Source organism: Ochrobactrum sp. C6C9 (genome assembly GCF_022627935.1).
In the GTDB taxonomy this organism is placed as follows: domain Bacteria; phylum Pseudomonadota; class Alphaproteobacteria; order Rhizobiales; family Rhizobiaceae; genus Brucella; species Brucella teleogrylli.
The window spans coordinates 19,708-35,612 of sequence record NZ_JABXGB010000028.1; the positions used below are offsets into that span (position 1 = coordinate 19,708).

Genomic DNA, 15,905 nt, shown 5'->3' on the forward strand with positions numbered 1-15,905 from the left:
ACAGGACAGGCGTTTATTACCGTTAAATGGGCAACCCGGATTTGCCTGGCCGATACATTGGTATTTGAGGAGATTGCGAACATTTTGGCGTAATTTGCTATCGTGCTGGCGTACTACGATAATGTATTGTCGCGCAACACAGCCTACCTCTTGGTCATCGAAACACAGCGAGGCTGAGATGTTCACCAAAGGAAAGAAGACGGCTCTGGTCACCGGCGCATCGTCGGGCATGGGCAAGTCTATTGCAAAGCGCCTGATCAACGATGGCTATCAGGTTTATGTTTCGGCGCGCAGTGTCGACAAAATGGCGGACCTCGCCGACCTCGGTGCTCAGCCACTGCGCATCGACGTCTCGAAGGACGAAGAGATCGTGGCGGGCGTCGAAACCATTCTGGCCCAGACCGGCGGCGTCGATGTTCTCGTCAACAATGCCGGGTTCGGCCTTTATGGACCGGTGGAAGAAATCCCGCTCGATGAAGCTCGTTACCAGTTCGAGGTCAACATGTTCGGCGCCGCGCGCCTGACGCAGCTGCTTCTGCCCGCCATGCGCGAGAAGAAAGCCGGTACCATCGTCAACATAACGTCCATGGGCGGCAAGATCTACACCGTGCTCGGGGCTTGGTATCATGCAACAAAACATGCGCTGGAAGGCTGGTCGGACAGCCTGCGCCTTGAGGTCGAGCCATTTGGTATCCGCGTTGTCATCATCGAGCCCGGCCTGATCGAAACCGGCTTTGGCGATGCCGGACAGCAGGGTATTGCCGAGCGCTCCAAGAACGGCCCCTATGAAAAGATCGCTAACGGCGTGGTCAAGTCGATGCAGTCCAGCTACGGCCACAATCGCGGCACCAACCCGGACGTCATCGCAGAAACTGTCTCTAAGGCCATAGCATCATCGCGCCCGAAGACCCGCTATGCGGTCGGCGCTTATGCCAAGCCGATGATCTGGATCCGCAAATGGCTCGGCGACCGCATTTTCGACCGTATGATCAAGAGCCAGATGTAAGAGAAAAGCGGAGGTTATCATGTCCAGGTTCCCTGTCGACAAGTGCAAGATTCCTCACGCCTTCTGGCGCGCTGTAGAGCGCGCCCGCATCCCGCCCGCCGCATTGCTCCGACAGGCAAAGCTGCCGGTGACATTGCACGTCTCAGACGACGCTTGGGTGACGACGGCACAATACTTTGCGCTCTGGCGTGCCCTTGAAGAGCTGACCGGTGATCCAGCGATCGGCCTGACTCTGACCATCGAGACCGACACATCCGTGCATCCGCCAGCCACTATGTCGGCCTTCTTCGCCAGGGATTTTCGCGATGGTCTTGTGCGTCTGGCCCGGTTCAAACGGCTCTGCACGCCCGAGGAACTCACTCTCGTCGAAAAAGGCCGCGAAGCGCAGGTTTTGGTGGACTGGATCCATGCCGTCGAACTGGAGCCGGATGCAGCAGCCGATGTGACCTTTGCCGCCATACTGGAGCTGGGACGACGCGGCACCGGCCGGCATATCGAGCCGATCCGGGTGGAGATGACCCGCTCCGGGCCGCTGGGCCAAGCTCATCGGGACTATTTCGCCGCTCCGGTCATCTTCAACTCATCGCGCAATGTTCTGGTCCTCGACGCTGCCAATCTCGACCGGCCCTTTGCGGGGCACAATCCCGAGCTACTGGCCATTCTGACACCGGCATTATCCAGCGCGTTAAAGGAGATCGACGCGCAAAGCTCCTTGCCCGAACAGGTCAAGATCGTGCTCAAGCGTAGGCTGGCCAGCGGCAAGCCGGAACTGGCCGATGTGGCGGACGCGTTGGGGTTCAGCGCGCGAACTCTCCAAAGGCGCATTGCCGAGGCGGGCACTTCATTCCGGCACCTGCTGGAAGCCTCGCGGCAGGAACTGGGTCGCGACATGTTGGCCAGTGGAGTCAACGACACCGAGGAAATCGCTTATCTGCTCGGTTATCAGGACACCAGCTCCTTCTATCGCGCCTTCCGCGTATGGGAAGGCGTCACCCCAAGCCAATGGCGCGAGGACAATGCCGGTCGTGGGGATGGGTCATTTAAGTCACCAAGGTTATAGCATTTCGAGTGTCCGCTTCATCCCTTCTCTGGCGTTAATCCAGGATAAGCGCTGCCTTGACCGAACGCCCCGCTTGATCGGCCCGGTTCGGCAGCGATGGACAATTAGAAAATCAGGTTACAATAGGCATGATATCAATGCCATCACCTGGAAACACCGTAATATGCGGATGATCCAGAAATAGCTTGGCCGCAGCGTCCGCCGTTTCAGCTTCCACCACAAGATAACCGCAAAACGGATTCTTGGCTTCAGCGATCCCCTGCTTCGTCACACGCGTCGTCTTCCCCACCATGCCGCCGCGATCCAGGATGACCGCAGCGTGCCGTTCTTCCCATGCCCTCCACTGTGCTATTCCCTTCGCATCGACCGCATCCTGCTCCGCTTTTGACAGGCGTCGAAAGGATGCGAGGTCTTCAGAATTAATCGTATAAACAGCCAGAAATCTCGGCATCGGAATTCCTCCCTTAGCTTTCAAACGCCTTCAGTCTAGCGTCACCGAGACGAAAATCACGCCTTATGGCTCGTCGTGATCATGCCGATGCGAGAGCGGCCCATGGAATACCGAGCCTACCCGCCCCTCGTCCCCAGCAACGGCAGTGCAATAATCTGTTCACAAGCTGACTTCGACATTTCACGCATTGACCGCCGTGGTATTCTTTTTGGCAAGCGATGTGACGCCTTCAATTCAAACTTCGAGGCCTTCTAAACGCAATTCCGGATCGGCAGAGCGTTTTTGCGGATATGTCCCGAATTTCGTAAGCGGAGCAAATTGAGTGGCAAATTTATGTTTCTGATTCAAAGTCAAGATCATAAGTATCCGCATCAAGCCCCTCTTATGCCGAGTAAAAGTCAAGAACGACGATCACGGTTTCAGTGCTCAGATAAGGCTTCCTGCCAATTTTGGCCACCATAAAATAAGCCAAGCACAATAACTTCTTGCGCAGTGACATTGAACGCGATCGTTACTCTGCGTTCAAACCCAACGGTTCGCAGCCCTTCGCGTATATTGTTCCGCAAAGTGCCACGTTCAGAAGCGTAGTCGAAGCCGCGTATATAGCTCTCGAGCCTATCAATGTATCCAAGTGCGGTATCAGGCGATGCTCTTTCGGCTATCCAATCATAAAGAGCCACAAGATCTGTTTCCGCTTCCGGGGACAAGACTACGGATCTGCAGATCACTTGCGAACTTTCACGCGTTCAGCATGTCGATTACGAACTGAGGCAAAGGCAGAATCAACGGTCACCGCACGGGATGGATCTGATTTCATCGCATCGTAAGATGCAGAAACCGCATTATTTAACCACCGTTCAATCACTTCATCCCGCTCTCTTAATGCTCGAATACCAGCACGAACAACCTCACTGACTGAAGCGTAATCACCGTTCTTGACTTTGGATTCGATGAAGGCTGCCTGCTCACTAGGAAGGCTAATCGTGCGTTTTTCGATGTTGGCCATTCTTCTTCTCTTTAGCAATGCATCATATCAGGTGTGAACAATTCATACCAGAACTTGAACTCAATGCAAAGGGCTCTCGAATTGATGCTAACATCGAACTACGCATTACCACCTGAGACAAAAACAAAAAGTCATTCAATTTGCCAAAAGCATCTGCCCTTGCATGCATTTCCAGATTGCCAGTCAAAATTCTGTCTCGGGAGATGCGGCGTCCTATCGCCAACTCTCGCCACAATTCTTTCTCTACTGACCGCAGTATCCATCGTCATATTCAACATTTGGCACAATATATATCGTGAGGGTTGCGGGCAGAGTAACATGGGGCATCGCAATTTGCATTGGATGGAAGAGCTTCAGTGGGCTTCAGGCATCTTTGCTGTCTTTAACCCAGAAAATTGCCGAATTCCAACCGGAACTAACATTAGCAAGCCCATCATCGATGAGTAAATCTCCGGTGCGACTAATAGAACCGCCGCCAAGATCATCAGGATGTTCTCCCAAGGCTTTGTTCTCACCAACAAAAAGCCAGAGAGCGCAGCGCCAAGTGCGGTAATACCGATGGCGCAACCGAAAAACGCTATAAAGAAGTCAGGCCAGTTGAAATTGGATGTTACCAATAACAGGGACGGCGAGAAAACGAAGACAAATGGCACCAATACTTTGCCCAATCCGAGGCGAAACGCGGTATTACCGGTCTTGAATGGATCGGCCCCCGCCATACCCGCAGCTGCATAGGCGGCGAGCGCCACCGGTGGTGTTATGTCGGCCAGAACGCCGTAATAGAATACAAAGAAATGCGCGACGATAGGCTCCACACCCAGAAGCCCCAGAGCAGGTGCGGCAATCGTGGCCATAATGATGTAGTTCGCCGTTGTCGGAATGCCGCACCCCATGAGGATGCAGACAATTCCGGTCATTATGAGCGTAAAAAGGAGTGTGAGACTCTGCGGTCCAAACCAAGTGACTGGCAGGATCGTCCCAAAAAAACCAGCGAGCTGGGCGGCTGTCGATGTTACTATATAGGAAATTTTGAAACCAACCCCAGTGAGCGTCACCACGCCCACTATAATGCCGACAGTAGCCGCCGCTGCACCAACGGCAAGAGCGTATTTCGCACCGTCTCGCAGACCGTCTAGTATCTCCCCCACCGTCATGCGCTTGCGGGGATTAAGAAGGCCGACCGCAATACACAAGGTTATCCCCCAGAAGGCCGCGAGATAAGGCGTATAGCCGGACAACAGCACACCAATCAGCACCACGAGTGGAATGACTGTCGGCCAATCGCGCTTAAAGGCCTCACCGAGATCTGGCAACTCCTCCCTGGTCATGCCGCGCAAACCATTGCGCTTGGCCTCAAAATGAACCTGCATCAACACACCGAAAAAATGCATAAAGGCCGGCACAATAGCGGCCAGGATGATAGTCGTATAAGGCAAGTTGAGAAACTCGATCATCAGGAACGCAGCTGCGCCCATGATCGGAGGCGTAATTTGCCCCCCCGTTGAGGATGCCGATTCCACCGCTGCCGCGAAATGCCTTTTATATCCAAGCCGGATCATTGCAGGGATAGTCAAGGAACCCACCGTGACCGTGTTGGCGACTGAAGAACCAGAGATCATACCGAACAGCGCGGATCCAAAAATCGAGACCTTTGCAGGTCCGCCAGCGAAGCGCCCTGCCACCCAGGCTGCACAATCAAGAAACAACTGGCCCAAACCGATACGGGTCGCGAAAACACCAAACAAGACAAAATGGAAGACATAGGTGGCAACGACGCCGAGCGCGATACCATAGATGCCCTGTGTCGTCAGATAAAGATGATCAATCAATTGGCTTACAGACGCACCTGGATGAACCAATATGCCGGGCATGTAGCGTCCATAGAGCGCGTAAAGCATGAACAGAATTGAGATAATGGGCAGCGGCCAGCCCACCGAACGCCGTGTCGCCTCCAAAAGCACTACGACCAACAAACCTCCAAGAACAACGTCTATGGTGGTCGGGTTGCCAACCCGGAAAGCAAGATCGTCAAGCGGTATTAAAGGGACGTGGAGTACTGCCACAACAGCGATAATCGCCAACGTCCAGTCAATGATCGAAATACCGAGAGGCCTTAGCAGCGAAGAGGTTTCAGGCTGATCATAACCTTTGCGCGAAAAGGGGAAGACGAGAAAAACCAAGCCCAACACGAAGGAAAGATGGATCCCGCGATGCACCATTTCCGTCAAAAGGCCGAAACCCGCAGTATAGTAGTGAAACAAAGATAAAACGATGAGCAGGAACCCGACGATACGAGCGGCAATCGGTGCCAGCGGGCGAAACCGTATCTCGGAATCGAACTGCTCTTCAAGCTCTCGCGCTTTGGCCTCATCCAATTCCATGGGCGAAAGTTTCGTTTCTTGTCCGTTCACCACACCAGCCCTCGTTAGTTTCATATCCATCTGGATATCATGAAACCCATCCTTGCGCGGGCACCGGTCTGGTGCCCGCATCTCGGAGTACTGTTTCAACGCGTCCATTCATTCCACTTGGAAAGGATAGGCTTACTTGAGAACACCTGCTTCCTTGTAGAACCGCTCCGCACCCGGGTGCAGCGGAATTCCAAGACTGGTGGTTGCTGTATCAAGCTTGATAAGCTTGCCTTTTGCGTGACCGGCATCAAGAGCCTGCCTGCTTGCATCATTGAAGAGAGTTTTTGTGATGTTGTAGACCAGTTCATCCGGCTGCTTTGCGCTCGTCACCCACTGGGCCGCAACGGCGAGCGTTTCTGTCTGTCCAACATCCTTGTAGGTATCCGCTGGCACGGTATCCTGTGAGAAGAACGTGTATTTTTCTCTGATCTTTTCAGCCTCGAGGCCAGAAATCGGAACAAGAGAAATGCCATTCGATGTAGCAAGTTCCGAAATCGCTCCCGTGGGGTATCCACCAACGAAGAAATAAGCATCGAGCGCGCCATCCTTCAGACGCTCGCCCGCCGGACCTGGCTTCAAATGCTCTGCTTTCACGTCACTTTCACTCAGGCCATAGGCCTCAAGAACGATCCGAGCATCAACAATCGTACCAGAACCCGGCTCATCAATCGAAACGCGCTTCCCCTTAAGGTCGGCAACAGATTTGATCCCTGCATCTTTACGCGCTACCAGATGTATGGTTTCAGGATAAAGTGTGGCGATCAGACGCAGATCTTCGACCTTGCCCTTGCCGTCATACAAGCCAGTGCCAGTGTGAGCCCAGTAAGCAACATCCGACTGCGTAAAGCCAGACTCCAGTGAACCAGATTGTATCGCGTTGATATTGGCGACCGATCCGTTGGATGAAACAGCGGTGGCCACCAATCCAGGGACACCTTTATCCCCGGCACCGGAAATAGCATTCGCGATCAGCCCACCGATCGGGTAATAGGTGCCTGCCGTTCCACCGGTGCCGATGCGAAAAAACGCAGGAGTTTGCGCGAAAGCAATGCCCGTTCCAACGGCAACCATGCCTGCAACAACAGCAAATGCTGCTCGACGACTGAACTTTCTCACTGTCATGTTTCTCTCCGTTCCCTCGTTAATTTTGTTCAAATTATGTCTTGGAGCATGAAAAGCTAGCTATCGCTTGTCAAGCGCTCTATCGGTCTTCGATCGCTGCTGCCGCCCTGAAAGAATTACCCATTCAGCAAAATTGAAATTTTCGCCACTTATTCAATGTATAATTGAAATTATTAAATTTATATATTTGATTCCCATCTAAATATTATTATTATTGATAATAAATACAATACGTTATATATATAGTATCAGCGATATTTCGGCTTCGTATGCTGCTTTATAAAGCACGAATCTATATTGATGTGGCCTGCCCCCACAGGGTGATCCGTTTGGAATGTTAGTGCATGCTCGGCCTGCTGGCCACCGCCGGGGTGGACGCTGGCCCATTTTGTGGAGGCCAGGCGGCTGCTTCGGGTGCCGGTGGCTTGTAACCCAACGACGAGTGGGGCCGCACTTTGTTGTAGTGCTGTCTCCAGTTTTCGATGATGATCTTCGCCTCCTTGAGCGTGTAGAAGATTTCGCCGTTGAGCAGTTCGTCACGGAGCTTCGAGTTGAAGCTCTCGCAATAGCCGTTTTCCCATGGGCTTCCCGGCATGATGTAGGCGGTTTTAGCACCGACTGCTGCGATCCACTCCCGGAGTGCTTTGGCGATGAACTCCGGGCCGTTGTCGGAACGAATGTGCGTCGGGATGCCCCTTAAGATGAAGAGGTCAGAAAGCACGTCGATGACATCGACGGCCTTCAGCTTTCTCTCGACCCTGATGGCGATACATTCTCGCGTGAACTCGTCGATCACGTTGAGCATGCGGATTTTCCTACCGTTGTGCGTGCGATCCTCGACGAAGTCGTAGGACCAGACATGGTTGGGATATTCCGGTCGAAGCCGGATGCACGAACTGTCGTTCAACCACAGCCGACCGCGCTTCGGTTGCTTGTGCGGCACTTTCAGCCCCTCCCGCCGCCAGATACGCTCGACCCGCTTGACGTTCACAATCCAGCCAGCCTGGTGCAGCATCGCAGTGATGCGGCGATAGCCGTATCGGCCATACTGGAGAGCGAGCGCCGTGATGTCGGCGGTCAACGCCGCTTCGTCATCCGGTGTCTTGGCGATCTTGCGCTGTGTGGAACGATGCTGACCAAGAACCCGGCATGCCCGACGTTCGGACACGCCCAATTCTTCGATGACATGATCCACACAAGCACGGCGACGGGCGGGGCTTAGAAGTTTCCCTTGGCGGCCTCGGCAAGGATCATCTTGTCCAGGGTGAGATCGGAAACCGCACGCCGGAGCCGGGCGTTCTCCGCCTCCAGTTCCTTCAGCCGCTTCACCTGGTCGCCCTTCAGGCCCCCATATTCAGAGCGCCAACGGTAATATGTAACTTCCGTCACGCCTATCGAACGGATCGCTTCCGCCATCGATTTTCCCTGTGCATTCAACACGTCAACCTGACGGAGCTTCGTGACTATCTCTTCTGCCTTGTGTCTTTTCGCTGCCATTTCAATGTCCTTCTGAGGCTCATAAGCCATACTTCATGAAGGATCACTTTTCAGGGGGCAGACCAGATGACGTCAGATTTCCAAAACAGTTTGGGATTTTAAAAAGAATGCTGTAGCGTTCGGCAAGTCTGTGGGAGGACATTTTCGAATATGGCAGAAAAGCATTCTGCATAGACTTTTGTCTGACCGCTGAACTGAAAGTCCAGCGGTATCTTTCGAGGTGAGGAGGAAGCATGCAATTTTTTAATCGTAAACCTACTGTTTGTCTGGCCATGGCTCTAGGATTAGCCGTCGGTGTAACGCAAACACGCGCTGAAGAATTTGTAAATATTCTGACGGGCGGCACCAGCGGCGTCTACTATCCGCTCGGGGTTGCGATGGAAAAAATCTATTCGAGCATTCCCGATGTGCGCCCCTCGGTTCAGGCGACCAAGGCGTCCATCGAGAATATCAACCTAATTAATAGCGGTCGCGGGGAAGTCGCATTCACGCTGGGAGATTCCCTGCGCGACGCTTATGAAGGCAATGAAGCTGCGGGCTTTAAAAAGAAGCTCACCAATCTCAGCACCCTTGCCGCGATCTATCCGAATTATGTCCAGATCGTCGCCTCCAAGGAATCCGGCATCAAGACATTGGCCGATCTCAAAGGAAAACGTCTTTCCGTCGGCGCGCCCAAATCGGGAACCGAACTGAATGCGCGCACCATTCTGGAGGCTGCCGGACTTTCTTATGACGATCTCGGCAAGATTGAATATCTGCCCTTTGCAGAATCTGTCGAGCTGATGAAGAACCGCCAATTGGATGCGACCTTGCAATCTTCCGGACTTGGCGTCGCCTCGCTGCGCGACCTCGCCAACTCTGTGGACATCAACGTTGTTGAGGTTCCCGCCGACATCATCGAGAAAATCGGCGCGCCTTATCAGGTCAACACGATACCGGCGGATACCTACAGCGGACAGGACAGGGATGTCACCACCGCATCTGTTATCAACTATCTGATCGTTCGCCCTGATCTGAACGAAGAGCTGGTTTACCAGATGACCAAGGGTCTGTTTGAAAATCTTGACCAGTTGGCTGCCGCCCATTCTTCGGCCAAGTCGATCAAGCTCGACAAAAGTACCATTGTGTCACCCGTCCCGATCCACCCCGGCGCATTGCGTTACTACAAGGAAAAAGGCATCGAATAGGCTGGTTTGAGCTCTTTCGTCGGTTGGCGCCCGCGTAACAATCTCGGGCGCCGTCCCCCTTTTTGGCGGTTGAGGCCCGATTCTTCTTCATGGCGTCGTTTCCGAAACCGTTGTTTCCAACATGCATAAACGGATGAAGGTTTGTCCATGACGCAGAGCGAGAACAGCGCCGTAGAATCGGCCGAACATATTCCTGCCTGGGGTGCAGGCACCGGAGCAAAAGTCCTCTTTGCCATTGCCGTGGCTTTTTCGGTTTTTCAGCTTTGGACTTCCGCCTATTCCCCATTGCCCAGTCAGGTGGTCCGCTCGGTCCATGTCGGATTTCTGCTGCTGCTTCTCTTCGGCCTTTACGCCAATGCGAGCACGACGGCTGCGAAACGGGCGGCGTTCTGGCTGGCGGCAATCCTCGCCTTCGCGCTTAGCCTTTATCATTGGGTTTTCTACGACGACCTTGTGATCCGGGCGGGCGAACCCAACACGCCGGATATTGTAATCGGTATTCTGGTCATCGCACTCGTCTTTTGGGCGGGAAAGAAGATGATGGGCTGGACCTTGCCGCTCATCTGCGCGATATTTCTGGCGTATGGTTTGTTCGGCCAATATTTGCCGCAGCCATTCAATCATCGCGGGTATGATTTCGAGCAGGTGGTCGAGGTTCTGTTCCTGGGAACCGAGGGAATTTACGGCACGCCGATCTATGTCTCGTCGAGCTATATTTTTCTGTTCATCCTGTTCGGGGCTTTTCTTGAACGCGCTGGCATGATCCAGCTTTTCAACGACATTGCGATGGGCACGGTCGGCGCATCGCGAGGCGGCCCCGCAAAAGTTTCGGTCATCTCCTCAGCTTTGATGGGAACAATCAACGGGTCCGGCGTCGCCAATGTCGTGACCACCGGCGCCTTTACCATTCCTCTCATGAAACGTTCAGGTTTCCGCCCCGCCTTTGCGGGTGGCGTCGAAGCGGTGGCGTCAATGGGTGGCCAGATCATGCCGCCGGTCATGGGGGCAGTCGCCTTTATCATGGCCGAAACGCTTGGTCTGCCCTATGTCGAGATCGTCAAAGCAGCAATCGTTCCGGCAATTCTCTATTTCATCACTGTCTTCGTGATGGTGGATCTTGAAGCGCGGCGTCTCAAGATGAAAGGTCTCAACAAAAGCGAAATGCCCAGCGCTCTTGAGGCGATCCGAAAACGTTGGTTTCTTGTTTTACCACTGATCGCTTTGGTATGGCTGCTTTTCTCCGGTTATACGCCACTTTTTGCTGGCACTGTCGGCCTCAGCCTGACCGCCCTTATCATTCTGGGCGTGCCGATTTCCGGCCCCATGTCGACGCCTTTGCGCGTGTTGTTCTGGGTTGCACTCGGCGTTATGTCGGGAGCGGCTTTCGGTACAACCTTCAACATTTTCGGCTACAGTCTGCGCGGGATAACGCTTATCATTGTGCTTGTCGCGCTTCTGGTAGCGATTAACTTTCTAGTGCGAGGCGGTCGCGAAACGCTCAGCCTTTGTCTTCAAAGTCTCGCTGAAGGCGCAAAGAACGCGCTCCCCGTCGGTATCGCCTGCGCCCTTGTTGGCGTCATCATCGGTGTTCTGGCGCTTACCGGAGCCGGGTCGACTTTCGCGCGCGTGATCGTCAGTGTTGGAGAAAACTCACTGTTTTTCTCTCTGGTGCTAACCATGCTGGCGTGTCTTGTGCTTGGCATGGGCATTCCGACCATTCCAAATTACATCATCACATCGTCGATCGCGGGGCCTGCGCTTCTGCACCTTGAAGTACCACTTCTGGTGTCGCACATGTTCGTCTTCTATTTTGGCATCATGGCGGATCTCACTCCACCGGTAGCGCTTGCTGCTTTTGCGGCAGCGCCGATTGCGCGCGAGTCCGGCATGAAGATCGGCATGCAGGCGATCCGGATCGCAGTCGCGGGATTCGCCGTGCCTTTCATGGCGGTGTATGAACCGGTCATCATGCTCCAAGAGGGCGGACCGCTTTCAGAAAAATTCGGCTTCTGGCCTGCATTCGCCTATATGTTCATCAAGGCGCTTCTTAGTATCGTGCTCTGGGGCGCAGCCGCGATCGGTCATCTTCGGACGCCGCTGAACATATGGGAGCGCATATGGGCGTTTGCTGCTATTGCGCTCATGCTCGCGACATATCCGTATAGCGATGAACTCGGCTTTGCTGCCTGTACGGCCTTTCTTGCGTGGCATTTCTGGAGGTCGCGGCCTTCCGTTGTCGCGACATCCGGTTGATGGCGGTATGCATTGCAACGGCTGGCGGCGTACTGAAAATCGCCGCCACGAGCTTTGTTCTCTCATGGACGCACAGCGTCGAGAAAGTGCCATGGCAGGAGTCCTGGAATGTCTCATCTCAGGGGCTGGTCTTGTCGGAAGCCCGCATCAAGGGCTCCGGCGCGGGGATGGATCCGCCAGCGGATGCGGTTCTGAAAGATGGTTGGTATGTTTATCACCCGGCCATTCCTCCTAGGCCGGAAATCCTTCTTGCTGCGTCTGGCAAGACGAGTGGAGGCTGGACTTTCTGTTCGAAACAGCAATGTATGGAACTGGGTAGCAGCGAAGAAGAACCCATACATATACAAATCTGCAAGTAGTTCTGTTCACTGTATTTCAGCGAACGGACATGAGCCGCTGGCCATCAGCCTTTGAATGACTGGAACGGGACCGTGAACGGGCTGGCGACTTTTGGAGTATAAGCTCAAAAGCGGCCTTACACATCTTTCGACCCAATTATGGATCAAATACAGCGCCATTTGGCTTGGTTCCGCACAGATCGATATGGGCCTGAATTACCTGCTAGTGGTGCCAATTGGGCCTTTCAAAACAGCTTCTATTGACTAGTGGCTCGGGCGGTTTCAACGCTTCATATCCCACCGTACCAATCATATCCATAATCCTCCCAGTATCCGCCTTTCCCACCCTGAATATTTGCGAAACTCGAGACAAGCTCAATCGACTTGATGTATTTGCTCATCTTGTATCCAAGTTGTCTCTCTACGCGCAGACGAAGCGGAGCTCCGTTCTCCACCGGAAGGGCCTGATTGTTGAGACCGTAGGCCAATATAGTCTGCGGATGGCGGGCGTCGATGAGATCTATGCTGCCATAACATGACGCTGCCCCTTTCGCGCCGTCTACCCTATCGAAGCAGTGGAAGACGACAAAGCGCGCGGATGACGTGGGGCGTGCCACATCGAGAATCTGGCTCAAGGGGACGCCTGTCCATTTGGCGATTGTACTCCAGCCTTCCACGCAGTCGTGGCGGGTGATCTGGGTGCGCCCTGGCATGTTGCGCAGTTGCTCTAGCGAAAAACTTGTCGGTTTTTCCACGAGACCTGTAACCTGCAAAACATAGTCTGAGAAATCGGCTGCGCGAAGTGCTTCATATTCTTCCGTTGCAGGATTGGTTTCACCATTCGGTTTTTGACCCTGACGCAGCTCGCTTTCCCCATATTCCCTTGCAAGTGCATTATGTCCCTGCAGTTGCCGTTGAATGAGGTAGGTCAGATCGTTCGCCTTTTCGAGGACTTGCCGTGTAGCGCTTTCGTTGTTGCCAACAAAATCGAAAGCATCACAACCGCTCAACATAATGGAAGAAGCTGCGGCTCCGGAAAAAGTTAAGAACTTTCGCCTGGAAAGATTCAGCTTGCTCATGGGTGCCTGTCCTCGTCTTTTTTCGGAAGATCGGCGCGATACCAACCAGAAATCATCGATCGCATTTCGTTGAACGGACCTGCCGCAAGCACCATCACGATATGAATGACGACGAATGCGCAAAGCAGGAAAACGGCTACAAAATGAAGAGTGCGGGCTGTCTGGCGTCCGCCGAGCCATTCCGTCAGCGCCAGTACGGCATCCATGCCGGGAGACATGGCCAGCCCCGTAATTATAACCATCGGGAAAAGCCCGAAAAACACCATGCAATAGGTCAGTTTCTGCATAGGATTGTATGTTTTCCCATGCTGGAAGCGAAACTTGAGATGGTTGAGAAAATCACGGGGTAGGCTTTGTATATCGAATGCAGATGGCAACAGATCGTCCTTCAAATGCCCGTTCAGAATGCTGCCGACCAGCCATAGCATGAGCGTGCCCACCAGAACCCAGGCGAAGAAGAAGTGACCCACACGTCCGGCTGCCAGATCGCGATAGGATGGAATGGTCAACGCTGGGGGAAATGCCTGATAGTCGGGAGCGCTTGTGGCTCCCGATACGCCGAGAAAACCGGTTGTCTGGAAGCTTTTACCCAAGATATCGACACGACCTTCAGGGCCGCTTTCGCCATCGACGGCATAAATTGCCAGAATGGCATTATCATAGTCGAAACCGGATTCGTTGCCGAGATAGAGCGTAGGGTGCGCATTGAATATCTGCAGCCCGGACAGCAGCAGAAAGAAGAGGCTTGCAGCCCAAATCCAGTGTGTGAGGCGCGTCAGCAGACGCTGGCGATAGACGAGCTGTTTCATGATGTTGCGCTCCGGTAATTTGCCCGCCAATCGTGAGGGAAGACTGGCGGGCCAGAACAATTACTGTGGCTTCTTCATGGAGTCGGACTGCATCGCGTCCTGTTTCATGGCATCGCTCTTCATCGCTTTGTCGTCATGTTTCTTCATTTTCTTTTTTGTATCGCTATGCGTGGCGTCGCCTTTCATGGCGTCATGCTTGCCCATGGAATCCTTCTTCATAGTGTCAGACTTCATGGTGTCGGTTTTCATCGCGTCTTGCGCGAAAGAAACCGGCGTGAAAGATATAGCGGCAAGCAGGGCGAGCGCAGGGAGGACGATGATGTTCTGTTTGATGGTCATGACGATACTCCTGTTCATCTGGGCGCCAGCGGCGCGTAACAGGAGGAGTTTCGACAGGCAGAGGCAAATGGTTACACCGATCACGGCGATGTGATCACCTCATTGGAAAATGTAACCTTTTCCGCTTCTTTCACGAATATGCCGGTGATTGGGAGTTGTAACCTGACCTATTCGAACGAAGAGAGGTTGAAAAAACTGATGATATTGGCGCTCGACGGAGACAAGGCAGCCTATCGGACCTTGCTTGAGGATTTGTCGCGCCGACTGAAACCTTATTTTCTACGGCGTCTTTTCGGCGATAAATCGCAAGCGGAGGACCTTATTCAGGAGACTTTGCTGGCGATCCATACCCGACGCATAACCTATGATCGAGGCATGGCGTTTCTACCTTGGGTGAATGGAATTGCACATCACAAGCTTGTCGATCATCTACGCCGTCACGGGCGCGAGACTGCTACACCTCTGGAAGAGGATGTTCCTGTGTCCGATGATGCTGAAGCCGCCGATGCGCGCATGGATGTGGACCGGATGTTGAGCGGTGTTTCCGAACGCACGGCAGGTTTGATCCGCAAAGTAAAAATCGAGGGACAATCCATAGATGAAGCCGCACGTGACACCGGCTTGAGCCAGAGCGCGGTCAAAGTCGCCATCCACCGCGGTCTTGCAACAATAGCGAAAAGATTTGGAGGCAAAGGGCATGACCGATGATCTGATCGACAAGCTGACAGCAGATGTCAAACCGGTTGGCCCTCATGCAATGCGCCAGCTTTTCTTGCGCTATGCGACGGGAGGCATTGTATGCGGGCTTGCGATTATGCTGGTTTTCCTTGGCGTGCGTCAGGATTTGTTGTTGGCGATGACGACGGCAGCCTATTGGATGAAATTCGGCTACGCAGTCCTGCTTTTATTGATACTGATGCCCGCATTATTCACCTTGTCGCGGCCCGTTCGCACGGGATTGCACTGGTTGCCGCTGGCGATACTTCTGGCTTGTCTTGCAGGCGTTGCATCAATCCAGCTGCTGAACGCCGAGCCCGGACAAGCAGAGGTGTTGATATGGGGGCGGACAGCGTTGGTCTGTCCGTGGTTGATTGTTCTCATAGCTCTTCCCATGCTCGGATTTCTGCTTACTGCCATGCGGCGGCTTGCTCCGGCCGATCCTGCTCTGACCGGTCTTGTCGCCGGTATCGTTGCTGGCGCAGTAGGAGTTCTTATCTATTCACTACACTGTCCAGAATCCGGAATGCCGTTTATTGCAATCTGGTACACGCTCGGCATCGCCATCACAGGCTTTCTCGGCATGATTGGCGGGCGTGTCCTCCTACATTGGTAAGGGAGGTTGAATTG

Annotated in this window: 16 protein-coding genes; 7 read left to right on the forward strand and 9 right to left on the reverse strand. The window is 53.6% G+C overall.

Translation table 11 applies throughout. The features are described from left to right. Window positions 1-178: 178 nt before the first annotated feature. Together HWD97_RS19575 and HWD97_RS19580 are read left to right on the forward strand one after the other, a co-directional pair. The gene (locus tag HWD97_RS19575) at window positions 179-1,006 is read left to right on the forward strand and encodes an oxidoreductase (protein ID WP_109365730.1); all 828 of its coding nucleotides are present in this window, start codon (window positions 179-181) and stop codon (window positions 1,004-1,006) included. A gap of 19 nt (window positions 1,007-1,025) precedes the next feature. Beyond that, complete coding sequence (locus HWD97_RS19580; protein ID WP_109365729.1) at window positions 1,026-2,066, forward strand: AraC family transcriptional regulator; 1,041 nt, start codon at window positions 1,026-1,028, stop codon at window positions 2,064-2,066. A 112-nt stretch (window positions 2,067-2,178) separates the two neighbouring features. On the opposite strand, the gene HWD97_RS19585 is transcribed toward HWD97_RS19580, so the two are convergent. From HWD97_RS19585 to HWD97_RS19610, 6 genes are all read right to left on the reverse strand, one after another. Beyond that, window positions 2,179-2,517, reverse strand: a complete 339-nt coding sequence (locus HWD97_RS19585) for a hypothetical protein (RefSeq protein ID WP_109365728.1) — start codon at window positions 2,515-2,517, stop codon at window positions 2,179-2,181. 419 nt (window positions 2,518-2,936) lie between these two features. Next, on the reverse strand, window positions 2,937-3,245 hold the full coding sequence (locus tag HWD97_RS19590; protein ID WP_109365727.1) for a type II toxin-antitoxin system RelE/ParE family toxin: 309 nt from the start codon (window positions 3,243-3,245) through the stop codon (window positions 2,937-2,939). After that, complete coding sequence (locus HWD97_RS19595) at window positions 3,242-3,523, reverse strand: type II toxin-antitoxin system ParD family antitoxin (protein ID WP_109365726.1); 282 nt, start codon at window positions 3,521-3,523, stop codon at window positions 3,242-3,244. Before HWD97_RS19595 ends, HWD97_RS19590 begins: the two co-directional genes overlap by 4 nt. 353 nt (window positions 3,524-3,876) lie before the next feature. Beyond that, complete coding sequence (locus tag HWD97_RS19600; protein WP_319080289.1) at window positions 3,877-5,958, reverse strand: TRAP transporter permease; 2,082 nt, start codon at window positions 5,956-5,958, stop codon at window positions 3,877-3,879. Between the two features lie 108 nt (window positions 5,959-6,066). Further along, a complete protein-coding gene (locus HWD97_RS19605) occupies window positions 6,067-7,056 on the reverse strand; it encodes a TAXI family TRAP transporter solute-binding subunit (RefSeq protein WP_124915703.1) in 990 nt (329 codons plus the stop codon). Between the two features lie 337 nt (window positions 7,057-7,393). Then, a protein-coding gene (locus tag HWD97_RS19610; RefSeq protein WP_109366389.1) for an IS3 family transposase occupies window positions 7,394-8,553 on the reverse strand; the annotation gives its coding sequence in 2 pieces (ribosomal slippage) (window positions 7,394-8,289 and window positions 8,289-8,553; 1,161 coding nt in all). Window positions 8,554-8,786: 233 nt separating this feature from the next. On the opposite strand from HWD97_RS19610, the gene HWD97_RS19615 reads away from it, so the two are divergent. From HWD97_RS19615 to HWD97_RS19625, 3 genes are all read left to right on the forward strand, one after another. Further along, window positions 8,787-9,740 (forward strand): TAXI family TRAP transporter solute-binding subunit, encoded by a 954-nt coding sequence (locus tag HWD97_RS19615; protein ID WP_319080256.1) that lies wholly within the window; start codon window positions 8,787-8,789, stop codon window positions 9,738-9,740. A gap of 147 nt (window positions 9,741-9,887) precedes the next feature. Continuing rightward, window positions 9,888-11,993 carry a TRAP transporter permease gene (locus tag HWD97_RS19620; protein WP_109365725.1) on the forward strand — a complete coding sequence of 702 codons (2,106 nt, stop codon included), beginning with the start codon at window positions 9,888-9,890 and terminating at the stop codon, window positions 11,991-11,993. Further along, entirely contained in the window at window positions 11,993-12,352 is a 360-nt protein-coding gene (locus HWD97_RS19625) for a DUF1850 domain-containing protein (RefSeq protein ID WP_109365724.1), read from the forward strand. Before HWD97_RS19620 ends, HWD97_RS19625 begins: the two co-directional genes overlap by 1 nt. A gap of 269 nt (window positions 12,353-12,621) precedes the next feature. Here the strand turns inward: HWD97_RS19625 and HWD97_RS19630 are convergent, their stop codons facing one another. Genes HWD97_RS19630 through HWD97_RS19640 form a run of 3 tightly spaced genes read right to left on the reverse strand, consistent with a single transcriptional unit; the run spans window position 12,622 to window position 14,558 of the window. Next, window positions 12,622-13,410 (reverse strand): molybdopterin-binding protein, encoded by a 789-nt coding sequence (locus HWD97_RS19630; RefSeq protein WP_109365723.1) that lies wholly within the window; start codon window positions 13,408-13,410, stop codon window positions 12,622-12,624. Further along, window positions 13,407-14,219, reverse strand: coding sequence for a cytochrome b/b6 domain-containing protein (locus HWD97_RS19635; RefSeq protein WP_109365722.1), 813 nt, complete (start codon window positions 14,217-14,219; stop codon window positions 13,407-13,409). Before HWD97_RS19635 ends, HWD97_RS19630 begins: the two co-directional genes overlap by 4 nt. Before the next feature lie 60 nt (window positions 14,220-14,279). Continuing rightward, window positions 14,280-14,558, reverse strand: coding sequence for a pentapeptide MXKDX repeat protein (locus HWD97_RS19640; RefSeq protein WP_109366388.1), 279 nt, complete (start codon window positions 14,556-14,558; stop codon window positions 14,280-14,282). 198 nt (window positions 14,559-14,756) lie between these two features. On the opposite strand from HWD97_RS19640, the gene HWD97_RS19645 reads away from it, so the two are divergent. Then, window positions 14,757-15,266 (forward strand): sigma-70 family RNA polymerase sigma factor, encoded by a 510-nt coding sequence (locus HWD97_RS19645; protein ID WP_029926457.1) that lies wholly within the window; start codon window positions 14,757-14,759, stop codon window positions 15,264-15,266. Beyond that, window positions 15,256-15,891, forward strand: a complete 636-nt coding sequence (locus HWD97_RS19650; protein ID WP_109365721.1) for an NrsF family protein — start codon at window positions 15,256-15,258, stop codon at window positions 15,889-15,891. The genes HWD97_RS19645 and HWD97_RS19650 overlap by 11 nt, the downstream gene beginning before the upstream one ends. Window positions 15,892-15,905 lie beyond the last annotated feature (14 nt).

What these genes read in the sequence shown, in the direction of transcription:
- HWD97_RS19575 (WP_109365730.1), top strand. Translation starts at nt 179, where the DNA reads ATGTTCACCAAAGGAAAGAAGACGGCTCTGGTCACCGGCGCATCGTCG.
- HWD97_RS19580 (WP_109365729.1), top strand. Translation starts at nt 1,026, where the DNA reads ATGTCCAGGTTCCCTGTCGACAAGTGCAAGATTCCTCACGCCTTCTGG.
- HWD97_RS19585 (WP_109365728.1), bottom strand. Translation starts at nt 2,517, where the DNA reads ATGCCGAGATTTCTGGCTGTTTATACGATTAATTCTGAAGACCTCGCA.
- HWD97_RS19595 (WP_109365726.1), bottom strand. Translation starts at nt 3,523, where the DNA reads ATGGCCAACATCGAAAAACGCACGATTAGCCTTCCTAGTGAGCAGGCA.
- HWD97_RS19600 (WP_319080289.1), bottom strand. Translation starts at nt 5,958, where the DNA reads ATGAAACTAACGAGGGCTGGTGTGGTGAACGGACAAGAAACGAAACTT.
- HWD97_RS19605 (WP_124915703.1), bottom strand. Translation starts at nt 7,056, where the DNA reads ATGACAGTGAGAAAGTTCAGTCGTCGAGCAGCATTTGCTGTTGTTGCA.
- HWD97_RS19615 (WP_319080256.1), top strand. Translation starts at nt 8,787, where the DNA reads ATGCAATTTTTTAATCGTAAACCTACTGTTTGTCTGGCCATGGCTCTA.
- HWD97_RS19620 (WP_109365725.1), top strand. Translation starts at nt 9,888, where the DNA reads ATGACGCAGAGCGAGAACAGCGCCGTAGAATCGGCCGAACATATTCCT.
- HWD97_RS19625 (WP_109365724.1), top strand. Translation starts at nt 11,993, where the DNA reads ATGGCGGTATGCATTGCAACGGCTGGCGGCGTACTGAAAATCGCCGCC.
- HWD97_RS19630 (WP_109365723.1), bottom strand. Translation starts at nt 13,410, where the DNA reads ATGAGCAAGCTGAATCTTTCCAGGCGAAAGTTCTTAACTTTTTCCGGA.
- HWD97_RS19635 (WP_109365722.1), bottom strand. Translation starts at nt 14,219, where the DNA reads ATGAAACAGCTCGTCTATCGCCAGCGTCTGCTGACGCGCCTCACACAC.
- HWD97_RS19640 (WP_109366388.1), bottom strand. Translation starts at nt 14,558, where the DNA reads ATGACCATCAAACAGAACATCATCGTCCTCCCTGCGCTCGCCCTGCTT.
- HWD97_RS19645 (WP_029926457.1), top strand. Translation starts at nt 14,757, where the DNA reads ATGATATTGGCGCTCGACGGAGACAAGGCAGCCTATCGGACCTTGCTT.
- HWD97_RS19650 (WP_109365721.1), top strand. Translation starts at nt 15,256, where the DNA reads ATGACCGATGATCTGATCGACAAGCTGACAGCAGATGTCAAACCGGTT.